A 24294-nucleotide genomic window follows, 5' to 3' on the forward strand; every position below is an offset into this window, starting at 1 on the left:
GAGGTGTCAGCTGTGGGCGCCGCGACCCGCGTTCGGGGGAGCCCCGGGCTGTGGGTGCGGACCAGGGCCTTCCACGGGCTTGTAGCCGGACTCGCGTTCCGCCCGGACTTCGTCAGGATGACCGGAGGTCGTGGAGCCGAAGTTCCCGTAGCCCTGCATCTCGTGCGGTCTCAGGCCGCCCTCGGGGATCTCCACCGGGTCCCGCTCCTCGCGGACCTCGTACACGGCTCCGCCGTTGGGCAGGTGGGGCTGGCTCTCGGGAGTGGGCGGCGGGGGCTCCTTCGCCCGGACCCGCTGGCCCAGCTTGAAGCCGGCGAGAAGGAAGCCGACGATCGCTAGCCCGACGATCAGGAACCATGCGATGTGGGTCAGCGTCTCGTCCACGCTCAGGGTCATGTCCATGAAGTCCACTTTCCCGCATTTCAGCACTGAATGCGCTGTTCGGTGGGGGATATCTTGCGCCGTCCGGGGTACGCGCCCTGCGGAAGCCGGAGCGGAGAAGGGAGCCGGTCATGCCCCGCGGATCTTCCCCCAAGCGCGAACGCCAGTACGAACACATCAAGGAGAGCGCCGAGCAGCGCGGCGAGTCCGAGGAGAAGGCCAAGGAGATCGCCGCCCGGACGGTCAACAAGGAACGCGCCCGGGCCGGCGAATCCAAGACCGCGAGCAAGGAGTCCCTGGAGGACATGTCCTCGTCCCGGCGCGGCGGCCTGCGCTCCCACTCCGGCGCGCAGGGCCCCACGTACGACCAGCTCTACGCGGAGGCCCGGCGCCGAGGCGTCCACGGGCGGTCGGACATGAACAAGGCGCAGCTGAAGCGCGCCCTGGGCGACTGAGGCCGGCCGGTTCCGGTCAGTCGCAGACGAACTGGTTCCCCCCGCGGAACAGCTGGGACCGCAGCCGGCCCGGCGGCGCCCCCAGCGCCCGTTCCCGCTGCCGCCGCACCAGGTAGCGCCCGGGCGCTATGCCCGTGGCGCCGTGCTCCGGGTGGATCAGGTAGGCGATCGCGGTCGCCTCCAGCGCCCCGATCGCCAGCCCGGTCGGGTCCGTGACGTCGTCCGTCCAGCGGCACTGCTGCGGATCGGCGACCAGCGTGTGCGGGTTCCCGCCCGCCGTGCTGCGCAGCAGCTCGATCCCCTCGGGCGGTACGTCCTGCCACCTCGGATGGGGGGACCAGCTGCGCCCCAGACCCACATGTCCCAGCATCCCCATCGGCACCAGCAGCAGGTCGCCCTGCGCCTGCATCCCGTCGACCACCGGAACCGCCACCTCGCGCGCGAGGTGCTCCAGCACGTCGAGCCCGGTCCGTTCCGTCAGTTCCCCGAGCGTCACCATGCGCATCACCATTCCCCTCTCGTCATGAACCGTCATGTCCTGCGCACGAGTTGTGCGTACTGCTGCCCGCTCACGCCGTACGTCCAGCCGGCCGCGTCGAGCGGATCGTCGAGATGGGCGGGGACCCCGAGCCCGTAGCGCCGCCGCCGGCCGTCCGGCTCCACGGAGCCGTTGACGGTGAGCAGCAGCCGCCCGGGCCGCCCCCACGCCCCGGCCGGTACGTCGTACAGGCTCAGCCGGAACCCGGGATTGCCGGGATCGTCGGCCGTCCCGACGAGTTCCAGCCCGGCCTGCTCGACGTACGCTCCCCAGCCGATGCGCTCGATGGCGCTGCGCCGCACCTCGATGTTGGCCTCGGCGTGGATCCGCTCGACGGTCGGCCCGGTCACCACCCACTCCGGCACCACGGTCCCGTGCAGCACGTGCACCGTGCTGCCGTCCGCGAACCGCACGGCGGGCCCGTCGTCCCGGTGCAGCCGGATCTCCCCGTACGCCGCCGCGGGAGCCGGCTCCGTGCGCACGGCGGTGGGCCGCTCGGCCATCACGCACCGGCCCGGCGCCGCCCACCACCAGCCGGTGGCGCGGGCGAGCCGCGCCCACAAGCGCAGTTCGGCGGCGTCCTGGGCCCGGTACCGGGCGGCCCCGACCCGGGCGCAGACGTCGTAATGGCCGACCCAGTGCGCGTCGTGCTGTCCGTACCAGGTCATCAGTCCGGGCACGGTCCCCACGGAGTGGCGCACGGCGGCCCGGACGGCGTCGGCGACCGAGGCCTTCAGCGCGTCCCCCACGGCGGTGCGCAGCACCCGCTGCACCGGCAATCCGGCGGCCAGCGCCTCCTCGGCCGCGGTGCCGGGCGGCAGCGGTCCGCGGTGCGACCAGGGTGGCGTCCACGGCTCGGCCACGGCCTCGCCCAGCCGGTGGCGCAGAGCGGACTCCATGCGGGCGAGCCGGTCCGGCAACGGCGAGGCGCGGGCGGTCTGCGGCCGATCGGTATACCGCAACGGCCCGCCCCGGAAGCCGGGTTCGTCCCGTACGGCATCGAGGGCGGCGGCGGGGGAGGCCACCCATTCGAAGCGCGGCGGAGCCTCCCCGAGCAGTCGGTAGATCTCCCCGACCGCGTCCTCGGCGTCCGCCCGCTCGGCCGGCCGGGTGCTCAGCCCGTACGCCAGCCACTCGTCCCGCAGCGCGCACGCCTCGCGCACGCGCTCGTACCCGTCTGCGTACTCGTACGCGAACTCCCGGGCGCTCACAGGCGCCCGGCGGAGCCCGCCTTTCCATCTACGAAGGTCATGCGGGGGAGCGTGCCAGCCGCCGTGCCCCGCATCAACTCCTTTTCCGCCGGAGCGGGTCCGCCGGGGCGTGTCCCCCAGGGCGGATCCGCCCGGCGGGCCGGCTCATCCCCTCAGCGGGCTCTCGGAGTCACGCAGCGCCGGGGTCGCCCGGCCGCTCAGCACCCCGAGGATCTCCGCGCAGATGGCCAGGGCCGTCTCGGGGGGCGTCTTCGCCCCCAGGTCCAGCCCGATCGGCCCGTGCACCAGGGCCAGGCGGGCCTCGCTCACCCCGGCGGCGACCAGTCCTTCCCGGCGCCGCGTCGTGGTCCGCCGCGACCCCAGCGCCCCGACGTAGGGGATCCGCAGCTCCAGCGCCTTGCGCAGCGTCGGGACGTCGAAGTCCGGCTCATGGCTGAGCATGACCAGGCAGGCGGCGTCCCGGTGGTCCGCGAGCACCTTCGCGGCGTCCGCCGCGGAGTCCACCAGCCGCGTGTCCCAGCCCAGCAGGGCGGCCTGCCGCTCGATGATCCCGGCGAGCTCGCCGCCGCCGCCGATGACCACGTACGGGGCCGACGGGTACGCCTCGACGAGCACCAGCCCGGTCTCCCCGTACAGCGCGTCCCGCCCGGGCCGCCGGGTGCCCAGCAGCTCCCCGGCCCGCCGTCCGGCATCGTCGCGCGGGGTGTCCGTGGCCCGTACGACCTCACTGACGGCCCTGTCGGCCGCCTCGTTCAACCGGGTCACCAGCGCCACCCCGGCCCCCTCGCCGAGCAGCTCCCACCACTCGGCCGGGATCGCCGTCAGCGGCTGCAGCAGCACCTCGGCCTGCCCGCCGCAGGTCAGCTTCGCCTCCGCGGCCTCCGCCGCGCGCACTGACACCTCGCACACCCGCGCGGTGGTCCCGGCCGCCATGGCCCCTGCCTCGGCGGCGAGCTCGGCGTCGAAGACGCCCCGGTACAGGGCCCCGACGCACTCCCCGCGCGCATCCACGAGCAGCGCCCCGGCCGGATCCCGCGGTCCGAACCCCTGCTCGGTCACGGGCCGGGCCAGATACCCCGCCCGCCCCTCGGCCAGCCACTGCCGCGCCGTCTCCACCAGCTCACGCATTCGCGCCGCCCCATCCCTATGCGAGCTCACTCCCCGCAAAGTGCCAGGTCAACGGCACTATGCGGCCTCATCACCCACCCTACGCACGCTCCCCACCCCCACCCACCCCCCAAACCCACAGACCCACCCCCACCCCCTCGTACGGACCACCGGAACCGCAGCACCGGGGCTCGGGCGGACCGAGCCCGCAGGACCGGTGACCTGGCTGGACGGTTCCGCCTCCCGGGGGCGGCGGACTCGGGCAACATGGGCGAACAGCTCGATCAGCGCCGCCCCCGCGCCCCCGCAAGGAGCCGCCGTGAGTGACCAGCCCCACCCCTCCCTCCGCGACCTGGTGCTCGGCCGCCTCGCCGTGTCCGGGCTGGACTCCGCGGCGCGGGACCTGGTGGCCGAACTGCTGCCCGAGCCGCGGGCCAGAAGTGCCGGGCGGGCAGGGCCGGTCTACCTGCGGTCGATCTCGGCGGCCGGCTGGCGCGGCATCGGACCGGCCACCACGCTGGAGCTCACACCGGGCCCCGGCCTCACCGTGGTCGCAGGCCGCAACGGTTCGGGGAAGTCGAGCTTCGCCGAGGCCGCCGAGATGGTGCTCACCGGAGACAACTTCCGCTGGCAGGACCGCACTCAGGTCTGGAAGCAGGGCTGGCGCAACCTGCACGACCACAGCGCTCCGCAGGTGTCGGTGCGGCTCTGCCTCGACGGCGAGAGCGATCCGCTGACCGTCCACAGGAGTTGGCACGGGGACGGCTTGGACGACTCCCGTACGGTCGTCCACCGGCCCGGCGGCCCCGAACAGGACCCGCGCGAGGTCATCGACGCCGAGGACCTGGCCCTCTACCGGCCGTTCCTCTCGTACAGCGAGCTCGGCGCGATGATCAACGGGCGGATGAGCGCCCTGCACGACGCGCTCGCGCAGATCCTCGGCCTGGACCTGCTCGGCGACGCCGACAACGAAGCCCGCGCCCGCGCGAAGAAACTCACCGACACCGTCACGGGAGCCGGAGACCTGGTCCGCGCCGTGAGCGCCGAACTGTCGGAGTCGGACGACCCGCGGGCCGCCGAGGCCCTGGCGGCGCTGGGCGGACGCCTGCCGGACCTCGACCGGTTACGCGGGCTGCTCAAGGGCCAGGTGGCGACCGACGGCGCCGAGCTCGCCCGCCTGCGCCGCCTCGCCGCCCTCGAAGGACCCGACCCGCGCGAGGCCGCGGCCGCGGCCGCCCGGCTCCGGGAGGCCGCCGCCGTTGCCGAGGACGCGCGTTTCACCACCGCCGAAGACGCCCGACAGCTGATCGGACTGCTGGAGCGCGCCCTGGACCACCGCCGCCGCCACCCGCGGTCCGCCGACTGCCCCGTGTGCGGCGGCGAAAGCCGCCTCGACGAGGACTGGGCCGAGCACGCCCGGGAACAGGTCGAACGGCTCCGGCGGGAGGCGGCCGAGGCGCAGACGGCACGCGCGGACCTGGCGGCCGCGGTGCGAGCCGTACACGACCTCGTCCAGCCGGTCCCGGGCCGGCTCCAGGGCGACGCTTCGCAGCTCACCTCCCTCTGGTCCGAGTGGGCCGCCTGCCGGGGAGTCGCCGATCCACATGAACTCGCGGACCGGACCGAGCGCGTGGTGGCCGCGCTGGCCGAGGCCTGCCGACAGCTGAGCGAGGAGGCCGCGGACCGGATCGCGGAGCAGGACGGCCGGTGGCAGCCCCTCGCCCTGCGCCTCGCCGAATGCCTCCGCGAGGCCGAGCGGGCGGAGGCCGCCCGTCCGCTCGTCAAACAGATCAAGGACGGCCGCGCGTGGCTGAGGAAGGTCACCGACGAACTGCGCGAGGAACGGCTGCGGCCCTTCGCCGACCAGTCGCAGACCATCTGGAAACTGCTGTGCGAACGCAGCAGCGTCTCGCTCGGCCCGATCAGCCTCGCGGGCACCGCCAACGCGCGCAAGGTCGTCCTCGACGCCTCCGTGGACACGATCGACGCGCCCGCCTTCGGCGTGATGAGCCAGGGCGAACTCCACTCGCTCGCGCTCTCCCTGTTCCTCCCGCGCGCCACGCACCGCGGCAGCCCCTTCGGCTTCCTGGTGATCGACGACCCCGTACAGTCCATGGACCCGGAGAAGGTCGAAGGGCTCGCCCGCGTCCTCCACCTCCACTCCCAGCAACGCCAAGTGGTCGTCTTCACCCACGACACCCGCCTCCAGCAGGCCATCCACCGGCTGCGCGTCCCCGCGACGATCATGCAGGTCTCCCGTCAGACCGACTCCGTCGTACGGGTCACCCGGACCGACGACCCCGTCACCCTCGCGCTCGGCGAGGCCCGAGCCGTGGCCGGTGACCGCAACGTGCCACAGGACGTCGCCGACCGGGTGCTGCCCCAGATGTGCCGGGGAGCGCTGGAAGCGGCGTACCTGGAGCCCGCACGGCGCCGGCTGCGCGCCGACGGCCACGGCCACGACGACATCGAGGCGAGGATCGGCAGGACGCACAAGCTCACCGAGCTGGCCGCGCTCGCCTTCTACGACAGCGCGATGGCACCGGCCGAGGTGCTCGCCGCGATCGCCCAGGACCACGGGCCGTGGGCGCGCACCCTGATCGAGCGGTGCAACGCGGGTGCCCACCAGGCTCCCGCCCCGTCCGTCGCCCCCAAGGACCTGGTCCGGGAGACCGAGCGGCTCGCCAGGGCGGTGCAGCGCCGGTGACCCGGTCCCCCCGCGACCTCGTGGCCGCCGCCGACCGCCTGCTCACGCCGCCGCCCGGCACCATGACCACGCTCACGCCGGGACTGCGCGCCCGCGCCGCGGCCGCTCTGCTGCGCCTCGCCCTGGACGAGGCCATGGACGACTTCTGGCGGAGCGTCAGCCCGCGCATGGTCCACAGCAGGGGCCGGACCAAGGCCCTCTGCCTGGACTGGTACGTGAGCCCCTCGGTGGCCCGCCAGTGGTACGCCGTCTGGTCGGCCCTCAGCGCCGCCTGCCACCACCACACCTACGAACTGCCGCCCACGCCAGCCGAGGTGCGGGCCTGGCACGCGGACGTCACGGAACTCCTGCGATCCATGCCGCCCACTCCCGCTCCCAGCAGGCCGTGACCCCCGTACGGAAGGAACCGCGCCACGTGGACACCCGCCGCTACCGCATGGTCGTCACCAGCGGACTCGACTACGTAGGAACCGGAGCCCAGGTCGACGACCGGCTGCGGAGCTGGCTGAAGGAGCCGCCGAAGACGTACGACATCGACGCGTTCGCCGAAGGGCGCAACGAGATAGCCCGCGGTGTGACCCTCGACCACGACTCCGCGACCGGGACGTCAGGAGCCTACGGACGCTGGCGGCTCCGCGAGACCACCCCCGACGGCACCTGGCAGACGACCGTGGTGATCCGCCAGACCGGAGCCGGACCGACCTGGGTCCAGCTGGACGTGGAACACCTCCCCGACGACCCCGACGCGCTCCCCGTACCGGCCAAGACCCCCCGGCTCGCCGGAAGCCTGCTCGACGTGCTCCGGGCGCGCGACGGGCTCGCCGACGTGACGCGGATGCCGCAGGTCATCGAGGTCGACGACGTCGACTGCGTCATAGACGAGCTGTGCGACGACCGGCGGCGCCTGCCCGTCGTCGTGGCCAGCACCCCGTACGGCGTGGACTTCGACGCCTGGCTGGAACGCACCCTGGACCCGCTCGTCCGCCCCCTGGCCGGCCTGGCCATCCTCTACGTCCTCGCGCCCGAGGCCGAGCCGCACTTCAACCGGGCCCTGGAATACCACCAGGTCTTCGCCGGCGGGATCCGCACCTACCTGCCGGGAGTGGACCCGGCCTGGGCGGCCGACGGCCAGCGCCACCGCGTGATGTCCCGCAGGGCCGTCATCGAGAGCCCGCAGCGGGCCCGCCGCCTCCTCGCCCAGCTCCCGCAGAGTCTGGCGACGCACGCCCCGCTGCCGACGGAACTCGACTCCGTCCCCGTCCTGCGCGCCCGGACCAAGGAAGGCGTCGGGACGTCCGAGCTGCAGCGGCTGAGGGACGAGAACCACGCCCTCTTCGAAATCCTGGAGGAGGCGGGACGCGAGCAGAGGGTCCGGGCGGACGAGATCCGTGACCTGAAGCAGGAACTGCAGCAGGCACGGCGGGGCGAGTCGATGCTGGCCGTCGAGTACGACGATCAGTACCGGGAGCTGCAGGGCGCCAAGGCCCAGGTGCGGGTGCTCCAGAACCGGCTCCTCGTGCTCAACGCCGGCGAGGCCGCGTACACACCGGCCGAGCCCGGCCCCGTGGAACCCGCGTCGTTCGCCGAGATCCTCGGCCGGATCGACGCGATGCCCCACGTCCACTTCACCGGTGCCCGCAAGGTCACCCTGGAACTCGACGACCAGGCCTACGGCTCGTCCTGGGGGCGCATGACCTGGGACGCCCTGCTGGCACTCCGGGACTACGCCGACGCCGCGGCCGGCGGGGAGACCTCGCGGGACTTCAAGCAGTGGTGCGAGGACGCGCCCGACGGCATGCACGCCATCTCGCCGCGGAAGATCGTGCGGGACGAGTCGAAGTCGGTGAAGACCAAGACCGACTGGCGCAGGGAACGGACCTTCCCCGTGCCGGTGGACGTCGACCCCACCCGCAAGGTCTTCATGGGCGCGCACATCAGGATCGGCGGCGGCAACACGGTCGCCCCGCGCCTGCACTACTACGACGCTTCCTGCGCCACCCACGGCATCTTCATCGGCTACATAGGCCCGCACCTCACGAACACCCTCACGTGACGGAGCTCCCGCGTCCCGAAGGGACGCGGGAACAGCGGCAGTTCCGGCAGACCCACCCCACCGGGCCATTGCCCGGATACGCGAAGACCCCGTCTCAGCGAACTCGCTGATGGCGGGGTCTTTGGGCACTTCCTGAGAAGTGCCCCCGGCAGGATTCGAACCTGCGCACACGGCTCCGGAGGCAGTGTCTACGGGACCATCGAAATACCATCTGACCTGCGATTCCTCGGAATCGGCTCCCCAGAAGACCGATCTCTATCGCATACCGTGCAGTGGTGCCCGCAGGCACCCTGTCAGACCCTCCACATACACTCCTTGGCCATGGCCAAGGGACTGATCTCGCGGGACGACATCCTCAAAACGCTGGAGGAGTACGACGCCTTGGGGCGCGACACCTTCCTCGACCGGTACGGCTACCGGGAGGCCAGCACCTACCTGCTGGTGCACGAAGACAAGGAGTACGACTCCAAGGCCATCGCTGGCGTTGCCCACAAGCACCAGCACGGCGGACCGCTCACGTGGCAGCAGTTCAACGGTGGCCTCGGCGAGGCGGTGGACTGGCTCAAGCGTGAGGGCTTCAAGGTCGTCGTCTCTCGCAATCCGAAGTGGACGAGGGACGAGCTGATCCTTGCCTGCGACTTGGTCGTGCGGAACGGGTGGGAGGGCCTCGCCGCGGAAGACCCTCGCATCGCAGAGCTCTCCGACCTCCTACAGGTCCTCGCCGCCTATCCCGTGGAAGAGCGGGCCGCCACCTACCGCAACCGCAACGGAGCGGCCCGGAAGACCTACGACATCGCGACGCATCACCCCGACTACACCGGGAAGCGCACGAACGGCGGCCGGCTGGACCTTGTCGTCCTCCAGGACTTCCTTGACCGGCCGGCCGAGATGGCCCAGGCCGCCCAGCTGCTCCGCGAAGGCCTGAAGGCCGGGACTCTTGAGACCGTCTTGGCCGAGGACGATGACGATGCCGAGGACGAAGCCAGCGCCCCTGAGGGACGCGTGCTGTACCGACGACACCGCACCCGTGAGCGCAACAAGGGGCTTCGAAAGAAGAAGATCGCCGCGGTCCTGAAAGCTGGCGGAAACCTCGCCTGCGAGGCATGCGGCTTCGACTTCGCACTGGTCTACGGCGAGCGCGGCGAGGGCTACATCGAGTGCCACCACGTAGTCCCGCTGCACGAGGCGGGCGAGGGGACGACGAAGCTCTCAGACCTGGCACTCATCTGCTCGAACTGCCACCGCATGATCCACCGCAGCGCACCATGGCCTACGCCTGCCGGGCTGCGCGACCTCGTTCAACGGCAGGTGACAAGTGGGGTGACCACCATGCCCCGCCCGAGGCTTGCAGACCGGTCGGTTACAGGCGTGCGGTAGCCACACCACTCGCCCGCCATCTGTTGCGGAGAAAGTCATACGGCTCGTCGACCACCTGCAGACTCCTTGAGCCCCCAGCGGACCAGGCTCAAGCCGTCCGCTGTTGGTCGTTGGTGGTGACCTCGGGCCACCTCTCGACGGCCCGAGGCCGACTCAGGATCAACCGCCTCGTCGGCGGATCCTTGGTAACGCGGCAAGCCTCTTGGGCGGTCTGCGTCAGAGCATCAAGGCTCGGCCTTCCTCGCCGACTTGGCCGGTTCCAACGAACCGGTGACATGCCCCGGTAAGCACCTTAAGATCGCCTCTGCCGCCACTGGGAGGAATCGAGCGTGAACACCGACAATACGGTCAAGGGCCCGGCAGGGAACGACGAGACAGAGGTGTTGGACCCGGAACTTGACGAAGACGAAGTAGTACTGGGCCCGCCGTCCGCTGAGGAGTCACTCCGGTACTTTGGGGTCGACTTTGATGTGGAAGGGCTCGTTCGGCGCTTCGAGAGAAAAGAACTAATCGTACCTCGATTTGATCCTGAGGAGCCGGAGAATCAAGGCACCGGATACTCTGGATTTCAGCGGGGTTTCGTCTGGGGGAAGCGCCAGATGGATCGTTTTATTGAGTCCATCTTGCTCGGCTATCCGGTTCCTGGGATATTTCTTGTCGAGTTGAAGAGTCGTCAGTATCTTGTCCTGGATGGACAGCAGCGACTCACGACACTTCGAGATTTCTTCAAGGGTGAGGTTGTCACGGAAAAGGGTGCGCGTGAATTCATTCTTGAATATGCTGCGCCGCCGTTCAAGGGGAAAACCTACGAGACTCTAGAGCCTGCGGATCAGCGCGTGCTGAATAATGCCCTGATCCAGGCTACCGTTACGTTGCCGATCGGCGATTCGGGGAAGCTGGCAATCTACACGCTATTTGAGCGCATTAATAGTGGCGGAACCCAGCTCAAGGACCAGCAGATTCGCGTAGCCATCTTTCCAGGGCGAGCGACTCAGCTGGTGCGGTCCATGAATCTCGACGCTAATTGGAGGAAGCTTTTTGGTCCCAAGCATCGAGACCTGCGAGATCAGGAACTGATTCTCCGGTACTTGGCTCTAAAGCGAGTAGCTGTTGCAATGGAGCAGGAAGATGACTCGGCCGCCACTACCTTCAAGCCGCCGATGGCAAGCTTCATGTCTGCGTACCTTGGCGACAATGAAGAGATGTCGGAAACGGATCGCGAGCGGGAGGTGGGCGAATTTCAGTCGGCTTGCGCCCTGCTTGTTGAGGCGGCAGGGGATCTCGCGCTACGGCGTAACAATGTGATCAACGCAGCGCGGGCTGATTCCATCCTTACGGGCCTGACTCTCGCCATCCGAAAGGATCCTTCGATTGGCGCGGCCCGCGTTCGCTCCGCTTTGGCCATGCTGGAAGGTGATGCGTCCTATCTTGAGAGCACCCAGAAGAGCACTTCGCACCGAGCTAGCGTGAAGAATAGGCTAAGCGCAGCACTCAAGGCATTTACGGGGTCGTAAATGCCGACCGATAGGCGAAGCGCGCGCGTAGAGATTCACAGGATGAAGTCCTCTCTGGACTCAACGTACGATCGCTATCGCGAATCGATTCTGGACGTTCCTATTGCGGTACAACAGGACCTTCATCTGTACATGTGTGTGAGGCTCTCCGGTTACCTTGAGCAGCTCCTCCATCAGGCAATCAGTGCATACGTGTCAGATTCTGTCGGAGGGGCGGCGGCGCGGAGTTTCGCACTGTCATGGTTCAGGAATGCGCCGAACCTGAGCCCTAAGGCGTTGGAGGATCTGATCGGGCGCTTTGGTGAGATCTGGAGCGGCGAGCTCAAAGACTTGCTTGACGTGGGGAATAAGCGCGATTCCCTAGGTACTCTCATTAAGATCCGCAATGATACGGCCCATGGGAAGAGCTATGCAGGGCGGCTCGCCAATGTGAGTTCTTATAAGGAACTTGTGGACGATCTGCATGGCTGGGTGATGGCTCGCATGATCGACTAGCTCGTCCTGATGCAAGTGCAGCGCTCAGGCACAGAGTCGTGGGAGCGGGTTGGCCGTGTCCTGCCAGGGTTGAGGTCGAGCATGATCAGGGAACGTACGCTGCCCGGCAACTCGGTCAGCTCTTAAACCTGGCCGCAATGTGATCGAGTGGCACCCCTGGTCTTGTTGCTGGCGGTCGACAGTGGTCGTGGGCCGCCTGGGGACAGCCCCAGGATCGGCCCTCTTTTGCCAGGGCGACGACGTGCGAAGCTGGAGCGCGCGGACGCCGGCAGGCGCCATCGCGCATGAGGCGGAAGAAGGAGGAAGGCGTGTCGAACCCGAGCCCGCGCGGGACGTACTTGACGATTGCGGAGGCCCTGCGGGCGAGGATCGCAGAGGGGATCTACCCGGATGGCCTTCCCTCCGAGGCTGAGATCGGGAGAGAGTTCGGCGTGGCACGCACGACCGTCCGCCGCGCTCTTCGCGCGCTGGAGGAAGCTGGCGATGTGGCCACCGTCGCCGGGGTTGGCCGACGGGTTGCTGGCGGCTCACAGGTCGCGCCGTACAAGCGGATCATGGCAGACCTGTTGGACCGCATCCTGACAGGCGAACTGCCCGCCGGTGCTCGCCTCCCCAGCGAGGCTGAACTCTCCGATTCGTACGGAGTCTCGCGGGGTACTGTCCGTCGCGCCGTACACGAACTGGAAGCCGCGGGGCACGTTCAAGCACGGCACGGAGTCGGGCGGTTCGTGAGCCCGACGTCCTGAACCTCGACAGCTGGGGAGGCACTCGCATGCGATTGGCCAAGTGGGCTCACGACCTCGCGGAGTCCTTGCTAGCCGAAAGCCTGCCAAAGCGGTGGGCTCATTCACAGCGCGTCTACTCGCAGGCCCTGACGCTAGCCCCGGCTCTGGGCGAGGATGCGGAGCTGTTGGCGGCGGCGGCCATCGCGCACGACGTCGGGTACGCGCGGGCGGCAGTCGACACTGGGCAACACATGATCGACGGGGCGCGCTACCTGCGTGATGTGGTGGGTGCCGACCCTCGGCTGTGCAGTGTCGTGGCCTTCCACACATCTTCACCGTGGGAGGCCTCCGAGCTGGGACTGAGCGAGGCCCTGGCGGAGTTCGGTCCCGCAGAGCCTGATCTGGTGGACGCGATCACCTACTGCGACCTGACCAGCAGCCCCGTGGGCGCGCTCGTGGATCCAGCGGATCGGTTGACCGAGGTTCTGGACCGGTACGGCCCCGATCACGTCGTGTTCCGGGCCGTGTCCGCGGCTCGACCGGAGCTGCTGTCCCGGGTGGCCCGCGTGCGCCAACGCAGCTTCGAGACAGAGCGGTCCAAGCTCAGCTGATCCGGGGAACCGGTGAGCCACGGAAGCCTTCGACGAGCCGCCGACGCGTGGTGGGCGATACGTCTAGAGACTCGATTTCCGCCCCGGGGACCCACCGCACCTCTAGGGATTCCGAACTTACCTTGATCTCGCCGCTGACCGGTCGAGCGCGGAAGCAGAGCGAGAACTCTTGCCGCACCTCACCGTCCGCGAACGCGATGACGTGCCCTGGGTCGGTGAAAATTCCCACCAGGCCGACGACTTCGACCAGAATCCCGGTTTCCTCCAGAACCTCTCGGACCACCGTTCCCGTGATGTTTTCCCCAAGCTCCTGGATACCCCCCGGCATGCCCCAACGTCCGTTGTCCGATCGCCGTTCCAGCAGCACATCGCCCGCATCGTTGACGATGAACGCCGTCACCGCAGGCACGATGCTGTTGGCTTTCGGCGCGTTGGGATCGTTGAAGTAGTCAGTGCGGCGACTCATGCTCACCTTTCGATGGGGACAGCTTCGGACCAGACCTTCTCGAAGCTCTGCTGATACGTGGAGACCAGCTCAGCACCCGCGACCTTGCGCAGGTGGAGAACCGGCGTCAGGGGTGCACTCACCCCGTACACCTGTGTGTTCACCAGCCACTCGTCATCCGACCGGTAGAGCGAGTTGTGCAGAGTCGACCGGTGAAGACGGAACTCGATCCCCGAAACCGAATAGAGGGGGCGATAGAGTTTCATTACCTCTCGAACCTTGTAGGCCACCCCCTCGCCGATTTCCTCCTCCTCGCCTCGGCGCCGGATCTCTGGACTTTCCGGGTCGCCGAGCAGGATGCGGGCCCGAACACCGCCAGCCGCTTTCGACCTGAGTAACTGTGCCCAGCGAGGATTCTCGGCGAGGAAGACACCCGCGTGTACCAGTACGCCAATCTCGCGTTCGGCCCGCCCGAACAGCTGGAGCCATAGGTCCGCCGGCACGTAGGAGCGATGCGGATAGACCTTCAGGACCTCGGCATCAGCAGCGTCCTTACGCTGCCCGTCCGGCAGGCCGTCCGGCCAGAGATACCCCTCGTCTTCCCGCAGGAAGGCGGAGATGGCAAGGCGGTGTCGTCGGTACGGCGCTCGCCCCTTGGTGATCCAGCGCTCCACCGTCTTGGGGTCGACGCCAAGGTGCTCCGCCAGGGATTCCGCCGTGACGCCTTGCGTCAGCATCGCGGACCTTAACCGCTCGTTCGCCATCCAACCCCCAGGGACGTCCAGGGACGTATCCGCCCGCCAGAACGCTACCGAGGACGTCCCAAGTCGTCCAGGGACGTGGTGACTTCGTCCCGCCCTTCGGCGGCACTCTGGTGACACATCGCAAGGCGGACCGGCTGAGGCGCAGAGCTTGACAGCCTCAACCAGAACCGCCAATGTGAGATACACGTTCAAGCATGTATCTCATGCTTCGAGTGCGGCTACTTCGCGCTGACCTGCATGGATGCCTGCTACGAGCGGTGTATGCGAAGCAAGGGGCCCGGAACTGCGTGGGCCCACAGCTGAGGGCGGGGACGCTGCAATCCCGCTAAAGGCCAGGGGATAGGGCGAGCAGTTGGCGCCTGACTGGCGAGGTGGCCCGGCGACCGCGAGCAACGGCCGGAGGGTGGGGACGTGGTCCCCCTTGCAGTGCACATCCCAGATGGATCCGTAGGAGGAGGAACAGTGATCCGCTTAAGACTTTGGGCCCCGTTCGCGCTGGACCGGCGCGGGTGGGTGAGCCTTTCGCGTCATCCCCTGAGTCGCCGCTTCAGCGCACCGGGATAGCCGGTGATTCGCGCTTCAGGGCCCGCAGCTTCGTGCTGCGGCCGGTTGCCTCCTCCGCCCGTCCGGCGTACACCGCGCCGTACGGGCGGGGTTGCAGGGAGCCGTGTTCATCCGCTCCACCCCCAACGATGTACAGCCCCCGGCGTTCGAGCGCCGGGGGTTGCTGTTCGGGCCCGTTCCTGTGTGAGAGGAGCAAGACCCAATGAAGTTCATCGGTGCTGTTCAGGCGGTTGTTACCGCTGACGAGTTCGACCGTGAGCCGACGGCCGCGGAGCTGGACGCGATCGAGTGCGAGATGCCCGTCATCACGGCGGAGGTCGAGTTGCTCGACGCCGAGATCGTGACGCTCGACCGGACGCCGTCGGAGCTGGATGAGCGGCGGATCCGGCGGGCCCGCCGGAGGGTGCTGACGGAGCGGGTCGCGCTGGCAAACCGGCTGGTTTCGGGTTCGCCGGAGGTGGCCTGATGTTCCGGGCCCAGATGACGAACAGCGGCGACAGCTGGTGCCTATACGTGGTGCTCCTCGGCGTGGAGCACTGGCCGCAGCGCGTGTGGCCGAGCGGCCACGGCGTGCCCACCCTCGTCGAGCGCGCCCAGGCACTGGCCGACATGGGATACGAGATCGCCCCGGCCGAGTGGTGGTCGTGGGGCGAGTACGGCACAGACCCGGTCGACCCGGCCGGGCACGCAGCGCTCTACGCCTCCGTCCAGGTCATCCGCGTGAGCCTGGTGGCGAGCCGGTGACGGCGCGCACTCCAGCCGAGCAGATCACAGCCCTGCACCGGCTGCTGGGAACCCTGACCCGGGTCCTGGTGGCCGTGGCGGTGGTCGCGCTGGTGTTCACCGCGTCGAACGTGACGATGTTCGCGATCACCCATCACGTCTCGCCGTGGATCGCGTGGCTGCTCGACCCGATGGTCGCGGTCGCCCTCGGAGCGGTCCTCATCTTCGACGGACGCCTCTCCGAGTACGGGCTGTACCCATCGGGCTGGGCCGCGGTGCTGCGCTGGTTCGCCGGTGTGGGCACGTGGGTGATGAACTGCTGGAGTTCGCTGTGGCCTGCCGGGACCGGGTTCGGGATCCCCCGGGACGTGGACCCGGCCGGTCTGGTCCTCCACTCCATCCCCCCGGTCCTCCTGATCGTTCTCGCAGAGGCGATCAACCACTACCGGCACGCGATCCTCGCCAAGATCGCCGAATTGCGGGCCCAGGTGGAAGCCCCGGTGGACGAGGTGGAACCCGAAGAGGCCCCCGAGCGATCCACCCCGGTGCCACCGGATGCTGCGATCCCCGCAGTATCTGCGTCTGTGTTCCGGACGCCGCTGGTCATCTGCGGTGACCGACAGGTGTTCCACCCTGGCTTCCCCCGGACATCCACCCCGGTCCCCCCGGCGCAGCCGGAGCCGGAGCGGCTGTCGGCTGGTGAGGCCGCGAACGTGATCCGAGCGTGCTGGGTGGAGGGGATGTCGATCCCGGAGGCGGCCCGGCTTTCCACCCGTTCCACCTCCTACGTCCACAAGATCTACCAGCGCCTCAACGAGAGCCGTCAGGCCCTTCCGGCGGGGGTGGGCTGATGGCCTCGCTGCCCGTCTACTCCTGGCGGCTGGCCCCGGACGGGCTGGCCACGCGCCGTCAGCTCCGCGCCGCCGGCCTCCGGCCGGGCGGTCAGGACGTCGCCGCGCAGGTGGAGCGGCCCCGCTACCGGCGAGGGCCTCTGATCGCCTTCCTCTACCGGATTGAGCTCGCGCTGCCGGTCCGGCCTATGACCCCGGCGAAGGCTGCCGCCCTCGCGAAGGCGAACACGGCCCGCCGTACGTGCCCCGCCTGCCGCCACGACGCCGGGTACGTCATCCCGGCCTCGCTCGGCACGTGCGTGCCCTGCGCCTACCCCGACGACGTCCAGCGCGCCGCCTGAACCTTCCCTCCGTCTGAAGGAGTTCTGCCGTGTCTCGCCGTACCCGCTCACAGGCCGCGAAGGCGGCCGCGCCCACGACCGTTCACATTCCCCGCCAGCGCGGCCGCGGCCGCCGTCAGGAGATGCCGGTCATCGTCGTCGTCTCCGAACAGCCCACCCTGACCGCCCGCGCCACCTCCGCTACCGGCCGCTGGGTGTGGAAGCACCGCCGGGCCTGGGCCCCCACCGGCTTCGCCGTCGCCGTCCTGGCCGTCGCCGGAATCGTCCACATCTTCGCCCCCTGGGCCGCGTTCATCGCCGCCCCCGCCGGGCTGGCACCGCTGGTAAAGCTCGGGTGGGAGGCCAAGTCCCGCCCAGCCGCCGACCTCACGACGACCGTCTGGCGGATCGCCCTCGCCACCCTCGCCCTGGCCGGGACCACCTGGTTCTCCCTGGCCCTGTGGTTCGGCCCGCTGGGTGGGCCGTTGATGGGGCTGTGGACGTTCACGGCCATCGCCGGACAGGTCATGTGGCTGATCGCCCGCCGTACCTCCACCACCGTCAAGGGGAGCATCTGATGGCCAACACCGCGAACAACGCCGCCGGGGTGCCGCGCCAGCCGCGTGGCAACAGCGGCCAGCAGAACAACGCCGGCACGGGCGGTGGCCGTAGCCGGACGACGAACCGGACCCGGAACTACAACTTCAACATCGGTGGACAGGGCGGATCGGGTGGCGGGCAGGCGCAGGGCCGTGGCGGTCCGCAGGGCGGGCAGCGCGGCTTCGCCGGGCGGGGCCAGGGCGCCCGGCACGGCGCCTACAGCCCCCTCGCTGACCCGGAGTTCTTCTCCAACGTCGACATCCGCAACTACTGCGACAACGGCCGCGCGGTGTTCCTGCAGATGTCGTTCGAACTGGCCAACGCCGCCGAGATGCTCAACGCCGTCCTGAAGGAAATCCCCGATCCCGAGGGCCGCCCCTTCGGCTCCCGGGCCCGGGCCCGGCGGGTCTCCAAGCGGCTGAAGAAGGCCGCCGAGGACGCGCTCGGCTCCGCGAAGAACATGGCCGCCACCTACGCGGCGTTCCAGCGCGAGTTCGACCCCGAACTCGCCCCGTACCAGGCACGTCGCCCGCGTCAGGGCGGCCGCCGCTTCGACTTCAATTCCTAACCCGCACCCGACCTGTAAGGAGGTCAGGCCATGTCCCGAACACAGACCGAGGAGCAGCAGTACGACGTGCAGCTGCGCAACGCCCAGGGCGACGGGGGCGGGGTCGGCGAGTACCTGCTGCACCGTGCGAAGCCGCACCTTCCCCCGTGGCTTGCCGGGGTCGGCACGGGCCTGGCCTCCCTGCCCGCCCACTACTTCTGGAACGGCGAGGCCGGTGTCACGGCCGGCCTCACCCTCGCCTCCGTCGCACTGACGGGCCTGACGTGGTGGGCCGGACGCAACACCACCCAGCAGCGGCGCCTCCACTCCGCCGTCACCGTCGCCGCCGCATCCACGTGGTTCACGGCGGCCTCGATCGCAGGGCCGTCAGCGGGGCCGCTGGGGGAGCTGTACTTCATCGGCGCACCCGCGCTCGCGTTGTCGTGGAACATCCGGCAGATCCTGCGCCGCAACGTCGACGGAGGCGGAACCACAGACGGCGGGTTCCTGGAGAAAGTCGGGCTGGCCAAGACCCAGGTGGTGCGCTCGGAAGTCGGCCCCAACAAGGCGTCCTTCGATCTCCAGCTTCCGCGCGGTGAGCTGACCAGCAGCGACGTCTCGAAGAACCTGGAGCGCATCGCCGGAGCCCTGGATGTTCCCAAGACCGCGGTCCGGATGATGGAGAGCGCGGACTCGGCGTCCCGGGTCACGCTCACCGTGGTGCCGCTGGACCTGCTCAAGAACACCGTGCCGTGCCCCGGGCCGTCCCACCCAGGCGGGTCGATCGCGGACCCGGTCGTTGTCGGCATCTACGAGGACGGCACTGAAGCGGTCATCTACTTCCCCGGCGACCCGGCCGCGGCCCGGAATGCGGCGCACTTCCTGGTCATGGGGATGACCGGCTCCGGCAAGAGTGAGGGCGGCCTCACTGCCCTCGCCGAAGTCCTGACCCGCCGGGACGTGATCGTCTGGGCGTCCGACCCCGCGAAGGCGGAACAGACCCTCGGGCCGCTGCTCCCGGCGATCGACTGGGCCGCCCTCGACATGGCCTCCACCAAAGCCATGGTCGAAGCACTCCGCGCTGCCATCCCCGTCCGGACGGCGTGGCTGGCCAAGTACGGCTACAAGCAGTGGGAACCCGCGTGCGCCGAAGTCCAGGCCGACGGAGCCCCCGGCATGCCGTACCTGGTGGCCTGGTTCGAAGAGGCCGCCAAGACGATCCGCGAGATCGACGACGATGTGTTCACCGGCATCGCCCAGGAAGCCCGCTCCGCCGGCGTCTCCCTCGTCGTCTCCATGCAGCGCGCCTCCGGCAACCAAGTCAGCACGGACACCCGCGCCTCCCTCGGATCCTCCTGGTGCCACGGCGTCCGCACCGAAGGCGACGCCCGCTTCGCCCTCGACGACGACGTCCTCGACGCCGGGGCGGCGCCGCACGTGTGGAAGGACAAGAAGCCCGGCTACAGCTACCTCGTCGCCAACGGCGTCCCCGAGACGTTCTGGGCCACCCCGCTCCGCGACTACCTGAGCGGCACCGACTACCTGACCTGGGTAGTCCTCGCCTTCGCCGACACCCGGGCCTCCGTCGACCCCGTCACCGCCGGGGCCGCGGCGCGGACCGTCGACCGGGCCTTCACCGCCCGCACCCGCCACCCCCTGCCCGGCACCGCTGACGAGCCGGAGGACGTCGACATGCACGACGGAGACGACCCGGACGAGGACGACGACTTCGACGAGGAGGAGTACGACGGCCGGGCGCTGGCGGTCGTCGACGAGGACGACGACGAGGGGGAGTTCGTGGACCCGGAAGAGGAGCTGCCGGAAGTCGAGCACGTCGTCGAGTTCGCCCAGCGTCCCCCGGACGTCCCTCAGGTCAAGCTCACCGCCGCGGAAGCCCGGGCGGCAATGGAAGAGATCTTGGAGGAGTTCGAGGACGAGGGCCTCGACATGGTCGGCCCGGCGGACTTCATGGCCCACTGCGACCGCCACGGCCGCTCCCGTTCCTGGGTCTCCGGACAGGTCGCCGCGTTCGTCATGGCGGGTCGTCTCGCCGAGACGAACGAGGTCGGCCGCTACCGGATCGTGCCGTACCGGGTGGCGGCCTGACGCGTCAGACGCGTCTGACACCCCTGACAGCCAGAAGTCCCGAAACACAGGTCATACGTGCGCGCGAGGGGTGTCAGACGGGTGTCTGACGCGTCTGACACCCCCACCCGACACCTGTCCAGACACCCCTGACACCCAGCCCTGACGGGGCCCGAGCCACACCGGCGCGGGCCCCGTCCCTCTTCCCCGGAGGCTGCCGTGACCCACCACCCCACCCACCCGACCACCCCCGCGCCCCTCCGCTACGGGGACGCGATCCTCTACCCGCCGGCCGTCCCCGAGCCGCGGATGCTGCCCGCCGAGATACCCCCCGGCGTCCAGCTCGTCACCCTTCCCGACGGAACCCGCACCCTCGCCTACACCCCCATCCCCGAGACCCCGCCCGTCCAGCGGATCCCCGCGTGGGCCAAGACGACCGCGCTCCTCGCCCCGACCGTCGGCGGTGGCATCGCGGCCGCCTCGGCAGGGCTCGCCTACGCCGCCCCGGGACTGATCGCCCTGACCGAAGCCCTCTGGGCCACCGTCGCCCTCATCGCCGCCGGATCCGTCGCCGTCCTGGCCCGGCCCCGCCGAGGCGCCAGCCGCCCGACCACGCACATCACCCAGCACGTCACCGCAACCGGCCTCTTCGGCCGCGCCCACGGAGGCATCCACGACCGCTGAAAGGCCAGCCCTTGAACCAGCACCCGCTGCCCTTGGCCGACCGCATCTACGACGCGATCGCGGTCCTCACCGGCAAGCACACCATCCGCTGCCCGCACCCCGGATGCGGCCTCCACATCCGCTACCGCGCCGTCACCCCCGCCGAGGCCAAGCGACTGATCGACCTGGCCACCGAACACACCCGCCACTAAACGCCGAAGGCGGCCCGCTCTCACGCCAATGAACCGGGCCGCCCTCGTCCAGAACCCAACAGAACTGGAGATACCCAGCATGACCCAGACCCCTGACATCCGGCGAGAGCGCCGACCGCGTCTCCTGGATGCCTTCTGCTGCCAGGGCGGCGCCGGCATGGGCTACCACCGGGCCGGATTCGACGTCACCGGCGTCGACATCACCGCCCAACCCCGGTACCCGCTCGGCTTCCACCAGGACGACGCACTGAACTTCATCTGGAAGTTCGGAGCAGGGTTCGACTTCATCCACGCCTCGCCGCCCTGCCAGCGCTACACCCTCGCCCAGAAGATCCAAGGACGCGACCACCCGGACCTGATCGCTCCCGTCCGCGAAGCCCTCAACTCCACCGGCCGCCCCTGGGCAATCGAGAACGTAGAAGAAGCCGCCCCGGAACTGCGGAACCCCATGGTGATGTGCGCGGCCGTGTTCGGGATGCGCACCTACCGCCACCGCCTCTTCGAGACCGGCGGAGGCTTCACCTTCACCCCGCCCACCCACCAGACGCACTCGGCGCCGCTCACGAAGATGGGCCGCCCCCGCAGGCCTGGGGACTTCGCCCACTACGTCGGGAACTTCTCCGGCGTCGCCGAAGCCCGCAACGACATGGGTGTCACGTGGATGAGCCGCGACGGGATCCGCGAATGCATCCCCCCGGCCTATACCGAATGGATCGGCCGCGCCGCATTGGCCCACATCCGCACACTGGTGGTGGCCGCATGAACGAGGCTCTGCTGAACGCTGCCTTCACCGCCGCTGAGCGGGGCTGGCCCGTCTTCCCCCTCCGCCCTGGCACCAAGGTCCCCGCCCTGCACGGGGAAGCGAAGTGCCCGCGTACCGGGCCGTGCACGGCTGGACACGCGAAGCCCGAGCAGCGCGCCACCACCAACCCTCAGCGGATCCGCTCCGCGTGGGCCGAGGCTCCCTACAACGTGGGGCTGGCGACCGGCCCGGCCGGGCTCGTCGTCGTCGACCTCGACCCTCCCAAACCGTCCGACCCTCCCAGTACCCACAGCGGCGCCGTCATCCTCCTCGCCCTCAGCCGGACAGTCGGCGAGACCATCCCGCGTTCGTACACGGTGGCCACGCCGTCCGGGGGTACCCACCTGTACTTCACCGCCCCCGACGGACCCCCGATGCGCAGCACCCAGGACATCCTCGGACGGCACATCGACACCCGCGCGTGGGGCGGGTACGTCGTCGCCCCAGGCAGCACCACACCGGCCGGCACCTACACCGTCACCGACCCCCGGGACCCGGTCCCGCTCCCGGAATGGCTCCGCGAGCGGCTCACCGCGCCGCCCCGGATTAAGGCCGTCCCCCTCCACCCCTGCGTGGGCCGCAGCGGCGGCCGCCAGGCCGCGTACGCAGATGCAGCCCTGCGCAACGAGGAGACTGCCGTCAGCACGGCGCCGGAGGGGCATCGGAACAAGGCTCTTGTACGGGCCGCGCGCGCTCTGGGGCGGCTGGTTGCGTCCGGCGACCTCGACCGGACGGTGGTAGAAGAGGCTCTTAGCCGGGGGGCGGCATCGGCTGGACTGAAGCCCTACGAGTTCCGGTCCGCCATCACCAGCGCGCTCAACTGGTCCATCCGTAACAACTCCAGCGGTCGGCGGACGGCATGAGCGCCCGCGAACACCCGTCGGCTAACAGCCCTCGATCAGCCGCGGCCGGGATCAGCCTCGCCGAACCGGCTCTCGCCCCGGACGGCAGTGGTGCGCCGAAGGTCGTCGCCGAAGGCGTCCTTTCATCCGTTCGCCCTGACCCACGCAGTGACGACGGGCGCCGCCCCGTGGCCTGGCTGCACATCGTCGCCCCGCCGACGTTCAGCGCCCCGGTACGGGCGCGGTCCTGGTGCGCCTGCGGATACGAGCGGACCGCGATCGGTCGTCCCGCAGTCCTCCAGCTCGTCCAGGCCCACAACCACCACCGCGCCGTCTGCCCGCTGCTCACCCAGCAGGAAGCGAGGAACGCAGCATGACCCCCAGCATCCCGGACGCGCCCACGCCAGTCACACCCGATGGCGCCCAGCTCCTGGACGAGATCGAGCGCTTCCACCGCCGCTTCAACATCTTCCCGATGGAGGCCGCCTACGTCGCCGTGACTCTGTGGGACGCGCACGCCCACCTGCTGGACTGCTTCGACGCCACACCCCGCCTGGCGTTCCTCTCTCCGGAACCCGCTAGCGGCAAAAGCAGGGCCCTGGAGATCGTCGAGACGCTCGCCCCGTACCCGATGGTCGCGGTGAACGCCTCTGCCTCAGCCCTCTTCCGGGCCGTGTCCGGGATGGATGCCCGCCCCACCATCCTGTTCGACGAGATCGATACCGTCTTTGGCCCCAAGGCCGGAGAGAACGAACAGCTCCGGGGCTTCCTCAATGCTGGCCACCGCCGCTCCGGCGTCATGTACCGCTGCGTGGGCGACGGATCCAACCAGCAGGTCCAGGAGTTCCCCTCCTTCTGTGCGGTCGCTGTCGCCGGACTCGGCTCCCTCCCAGACACGATCCTCACCCGGTCCGTCATCGTCCGCATGCGCCGCCGGGCCCCCAATGAGCACGTCGAGCCCTTCCGCCAGCGCTTCAACGAGAAGGAAGGCCACGCGCTTCGCGACCGCCTCGCCGCCTGGGCCGACAGCGTCCGACACGTCGTCGAAGGCTCCTTCCCTCAGATGCCCGAAGGCGTCACCGATCGGCCCGCCGACGTGTGGGAGCCGCTCCTCGCCATCGCCGAGGCCGCCGGCGGGACATGGCCCGAGCGGGCCCGCGCAGCGTGTGCCGAGATGGTCAACGCCCTCGCCGCCGACGACAAAGGCAGCATCGGAATCCGGCTCCTCACCGACCTCCGCGACCAGGTCTTCGGCGACGCGAACAAGGTTCCGACCGTTGTCATCCTCGACCGCCTCAACGCCCTCGAAGACGCGCCTTGGGCGGACATGGGCGGCAAGCCCATCGACTCCCGGGCCCTCTCCCGGATCCTGCGCGAGTACACCACCAGCGGCAACAAGCCCATTGCCGCCCGCCCTGTCCGCACCGGCGCCGGCGTCGTCCGCGGCTACTACGCGGAAGACCTCCACGACGCCTGGACCCGGTACTGCCCTCCCAGGACGTCCGCTACATCCGCTACATCCGCTACGCCACCCCTCGACACCGCCCTGACCAGCGACAACACGTAGCGGACACGCGGAATCCGTCCGCTACACCCGCGCACTACATCCGCTACATCCGCTACACCCTCGTGCTCGTGTAGCGGACCGATCCGCTACACGAGCACCCATCCGCTACATCCAACAGGCCCCTGACCTGCGATG

The 24294-nt window shown here is 69.7% G+C and carries 28 protein-coding genes; 22 read left to right on the forward strand and 6 right to left on the reverse strand.

Going from position 1 to position 24294, the window contains the following annotated elements; translation table 11 throughout:
- Nucleotides 1-6: 6 nt before the first annotated feature.
- Nucleotides 7-402, reverse strand: a complete 396-nt coding sequence (locus OG429_RS25800) for a DUF6479 family protein (protein WP_328927637.1) — start codon at nucleotides 400-402, stop codon at nucleotides 7-9.
- A 110-nt stretch (nucleotides 403-512) separates the two neighbouring features.
- Here OG429_RS25800 and OG429_RS25805 point away from each other — a divergent pair, with 110 nt between their 5' ends.
- Nucleotides 513-836 carry a plasmid stabilization protein gene (locus OG429_RS25805; protein WP_328927638.1) on the forward strand — a complete coding sequence of 108 codons (324 nt, stop codon included), beginning with the start codon at nucleotides 513-515 and terminating at the stop codon, nucleotides 834-836.
- A 16-nt stretch (nucleotides 837-852) separates the two neighbouring features.
- Here the strand turns inward: OG429_RS25805 and OG429_RS25810 are convergent, their stop codons facing one another.
- From OG429_RS25810 to OG429_RS25820, 3 genes are all read right to left on the reverse strand, one after another.
- Entirely contained in the window at nucleotides 853-1341 is a 489-nt protein-coding gene (locus tag OG429_RS25810; RefSeq protein ID WP_328927639.1) for a hypothetical protein, read from the reverse strand.
- Between the two features lie 26 nt (nucleotides 1342-1367).
- On the reverse strand, nucleotides 1368-2585 hold the full coding sequence (locus OG429_RS25815) for a DUF6745 domain-containing protein (RefSeq protein WP_328927640.1): 1218 nt from the start codon (nucleotides 2583-2585) through the stop codon (nucleotides 1368-1370).
- Between the two features lie 144 nt (nucleotides 2586-2729).
- The gene (locus OG429_RS25820) at nucleotides 2730-3713 is read right to left on the reverse strand and encodes an XdhC family protein (protein WP_328927641.1); all 984 of its coding nucleotides are present in this window, start codon (nucleotides 3711-3713) and stop codon (nucleotides 2730-2732) included.
- A 298-nt stretch (nucleotides 3714-4011) separates the two neighbouring features.
- Between OG429_RS25820 and OG429_RS25825 the strand changes: the two genes are divergently transcribed.
- The 8 genes from OG429_RS25825 to OG429_RS25860 all read left to right on the forward strand — a co-directional run bounded on the left by OG429_RS25825 (nucleotide 4012) and on the right by OG429_RS25860 (nucleotide 13174).
- Complete coding sequence (locus OG429_RS25825; protein ID WP_328927642.1) at nucleotides 4012-6399, forward strand: AAA family ATPase; 2388 nt, start codon at nucleotides 4012-4014, stop codon at nucleotides 6397-6399.
- A complete protein-coding gene (locus tag OG429_RS25830; RefSeq protein WP_328927643.1) occupies nucleotides 6396-6788 on the forward strand; it encodes a hypothetical protein in 393 nt (130 codons plus the stop codon). The genes OG429_RS25825 and OG429_RS25830 overlap by 4 nt, the downstream gene beginning before the upstream one ends.
- A 26-nt stretch (nucleotides 6789-6814) precedes the next feature.
- Nucleotides 6815-8452: a hypothetical protein gene (locus OG429_RS25835; protein WP_328927644.1), complete on the forward strand. Its 1638-nt coding sequence runs from the start codon at nucleotides 6815-6817 to the stop codon at nucleotides 8450-8452.
- 321 nt (nucleotides 8453-8773) lie between these two features.
- Nucleotides 8774-9829, forward strand: coding sequence for an HNH endonuclease (locus tag OG429_RS25840; RefSeq protein WP_328927645.1), 1056 nt, complete (start codon nucleotides 8774-8776; stop codon nucleotides 9827-9829).
- A gap of 329 nt (nucleotides 9830-10158) precedes the next feature.
- Nucleotides 10159-11343, forward strand: coding sequence for a DUF262 domain-containing protein (locus OG429_RS25845; protein WP_328927646.1), 1185 nt, complete (start codon nucleotides 10159-10161; stop codon nucleotides 11341-11343).
- Between the two features lie 42 nt (nucleotides 11344-11385).
- The gene (locus OG429_RS25850) at nucleotides 11386-11838 is read left to right on the forward strand and encodes a HEPN domain-containing protein (RefSeq protein WP_328927647.1); all 453 of its coding nucleotides are present in this window, start codon (nucleotides 11386-11388) and stop codon (nucleotides 11836-11838) included.
- A 284-nt stretch (nucleotides 11839-12122) separates the two neighbouring features.
- Entirely contained in the window at nucleotides 12123-12584 is a 462-nt protein-coding gene (locus tag OG429_RS25855; RefSeq protein WP_328927648.1) for a GntR family transcriptional regulator, read from the forward strand.
- Between the two features lie 26 nt (nucleotides 12585-12610).
- Nucleotides 12611-13174 (forward strand): HD domain-containing protein, encoded by a 564-nt coding sequence (locus OG429_RS25860; RefSeq protein WP_328927649.1) that lies wholly within the window; start codon nucleotides 12611-12613, stop codon nucleotides 13172-13174.
- Here the strand turns inward: OG429_RS25860 and OG429_RS25865 are convergent.
- The gene (locus OG429_RS25865; RefSeq protein ID WP_328927650.1) at nucleotides 13167-13640 is read right to left on the reverse strand and encodes an NUDIX domain-containing protein; all 474 of its coding nucleotides are present in this window, start codon (nucleotides 13638-13640) and stop codon (nucleotides 13167-13169) included. The two genes, OG429_RS25860 and OG429_RS25865, sit on opposite strands and share 8 nt — an antisense overlap.
- Nucleotides 13641-13642: 2 nt before the next feature.
- The gene (locus OG429_RS25870; protein ID WP_328927651.1) at nucleotides 13643-14383 is read right to left on the reverse strand and encodes a helix-turn-helix domain-containing protein; all 741 of its coding nucleotides are present in this window, start codon (nucleotides 14381-14383) and stop codon (nucleotides 13643-13645) included.
- A 766-nt stretch (nucleotides 14384-15149) separates the two neighbouring features.
- On the opposite strand from OG429_RS25870, the gene OG429_RS25875 reads away from it, so the two are divergent.
- The 13 genes from OG429_RS25875 to OG429_RS25935 all read left to right on the forward strand — a co-directional run bounded on the left by OG429_RS25875 (nucleotide 15150) and on the right by OG429_RS25935 (nucleotide 24159).
- Nucleotides 15150-15413 (forward strand): DUF6284 family protein, encoded by a 264-nt coding sequence (locus OG429_RS25875; protein WP_328927652.1) that lies wholly within the window; start codon nucleotides 15150-15152, stop codon nucleotides 15411-15413.
- Nucleotides 15413-15691: a DUF6303 family protein gene (locus tag OG429_RS25880; RefSeq protein ID WP_328927653.1), complete on the forward strand. Its 279-nt coding sequence runs from the start codon at nucleotides 15413-15415 to the stop codon at nucleotides 15689-15691. The genes OG429_RS25875 and OG429_RS25880 overlap by 1 nt, the downstream gene beginning before the upstream one ends.
- Nucleotides 15688-16521: a hypothetical protein gene (locus OG429_RS25885; protein WP_328927654.1), complete on the forward strand. Its 834-nt coding sequence runs from the start codon at nucleotides 15688-15690 to the stop codon at nucleotides 16519-16521. Before OG429_RS25880 ends, OG429_RS25885 begins: the two co-directional genes overlap by 4 nt.
- Nucleotides 16521-16862: an RRQRL motif-containing zinc-binding protein gene (locus tag OG429_RS25890; protein WP_328927655.1), complete on the forward strand. Its 342-nt coding sequence runs from the start codon at nucleotides 16521-16523 to the stop codon at nucleotides 16860-16862. Before OG429_RS25885 ends, OG429_RS25890 begins: the two co-directional genes overlap by 1 nt.
- A gap of 29 nt (nucleotides 16863-16891) precedes the next feature.
- Complete coding sequence (locus OG429_RS25895; protein WP_328927656.1) at nucleotides 16892-17419, forward strand: hypothetical protein; 528 nt, start codon at nucleotides 16892-16894, stop codon at nucleotides 17417-17419.
- The gene (gene traA / locus OG429_RS25900) at nucleotides 17419-18009 is read left to right on the forward strand and encodes a plasmid transfer protein TraA (RefSeq protein ID WP_328927657.1); all 591 of its coding nucleotides are present in this window, start codon (nucleotides 17419-17421) and stop codon (nucleotides 18007-18009) included. Before OG429_RS25895 ends, traA begins: the two co-directional genes overlap by 1 nt.
- A gap of 30 nt (nucleotides 18010-18039) precedes the next feature.
- Nucleotides 18040-20094 (forward strand): plasmid transfer protein TraB, encoded by a 2055-nt coding sequence (traB, locus tag OG429_RS25905; RefSeq protein ID WP_328927658.1) that lies wholly within the window; start codon nucleotides 18040-18042, stop codon nucleotides 20092-20094.
- 198 nt (nucleotides 20095-20292) lie between these two features.
- Entirely contained in the window at nucleotides 20293-20757 is a 465-nt protein-coding gene (locus tag OG429_RS25910) for a hypothetical protein (RefSeq protein ID WP_443051279.1), read from the forward strand.
- 11 nt (nucleotides 20758-20768) lie between these two features.
- Nucleotides 20769-20948 (forward strand): hypothetical protein, encoded by a 180-nt coding sequence (locus tag OG429_RS25915; protein WP_328927659.1) that lies wholly within the window; start codon nucleotides 20769-20771, stop codon nucleotides 20946-20948.
- Nucleotides 20949-21027: 79 nt separating this feature from the next.
- The gene (locus OG429_RS25920; protein WP_328927660.1) at nucleotides 21028-21711 is read left to right on the forward strand and encodes an SAM-dependent methyltransferase; all 684 of its coding nucleotides are present in this window, start codon (nucleotides 21028-21030) and stop codon (nucleotides 21709-21711) included.
- Nucleotides 21708-22613 carry a bifunctional DNA primase/polymerase gene (locus OG429_RS25925; protein WP_328927661.1) on the forward strand — a complete coding sequence of 302 codons (906 nt, stop codon included), beginning with the start codon at nucleotides 21708-21710 and terminating at the stop codon, nucleotides 22611-22613. The genes OG429_RS25920 and OG429_RS25925 overlap by 4 nt, the downstream gene beginning before the upstream one ends.
- Nucleotides 22610-22969, forward strand: coding sequence for a hypothetical protein (locus OG429_RS25930; protein ID WP_328927662.1), 360 nt, complete (start codon nucleotides 22610-22612; stop codon nucleotides 22967-22969). The genes OG429_RS25925 and OG429_RS25930 overlap by 4 nt, the downstream gene beginning before the upstream one ends.
- Nucleotides 22966-24159, forward strand: coding sequence for a DUF3631 domain-containing protein (locus tag OG429_RS25935; RefSeq protein ID WP_328927663.1), 1194 nt, complete (start codon nucleotides 22966-22968; stop codon nucleotides 24157-24159). Before OG429_RS25930 ends, OG429_RS25935 begins: the two co-directional genes overlap by 4 nt.
- Nucleotides 24160-24294 lie beyond the last annotated feature (135 nt).

The sequence above is a fragment of the Streptomyces sp. NBC_00190 genome (assembly GCF_036203305.1).
Classification (GTDB): domain Bacteria; phylum Actinomycetota; class Actinomycetes; order Streptomycetales; family Streptomycetaceae; genus Streptomyces.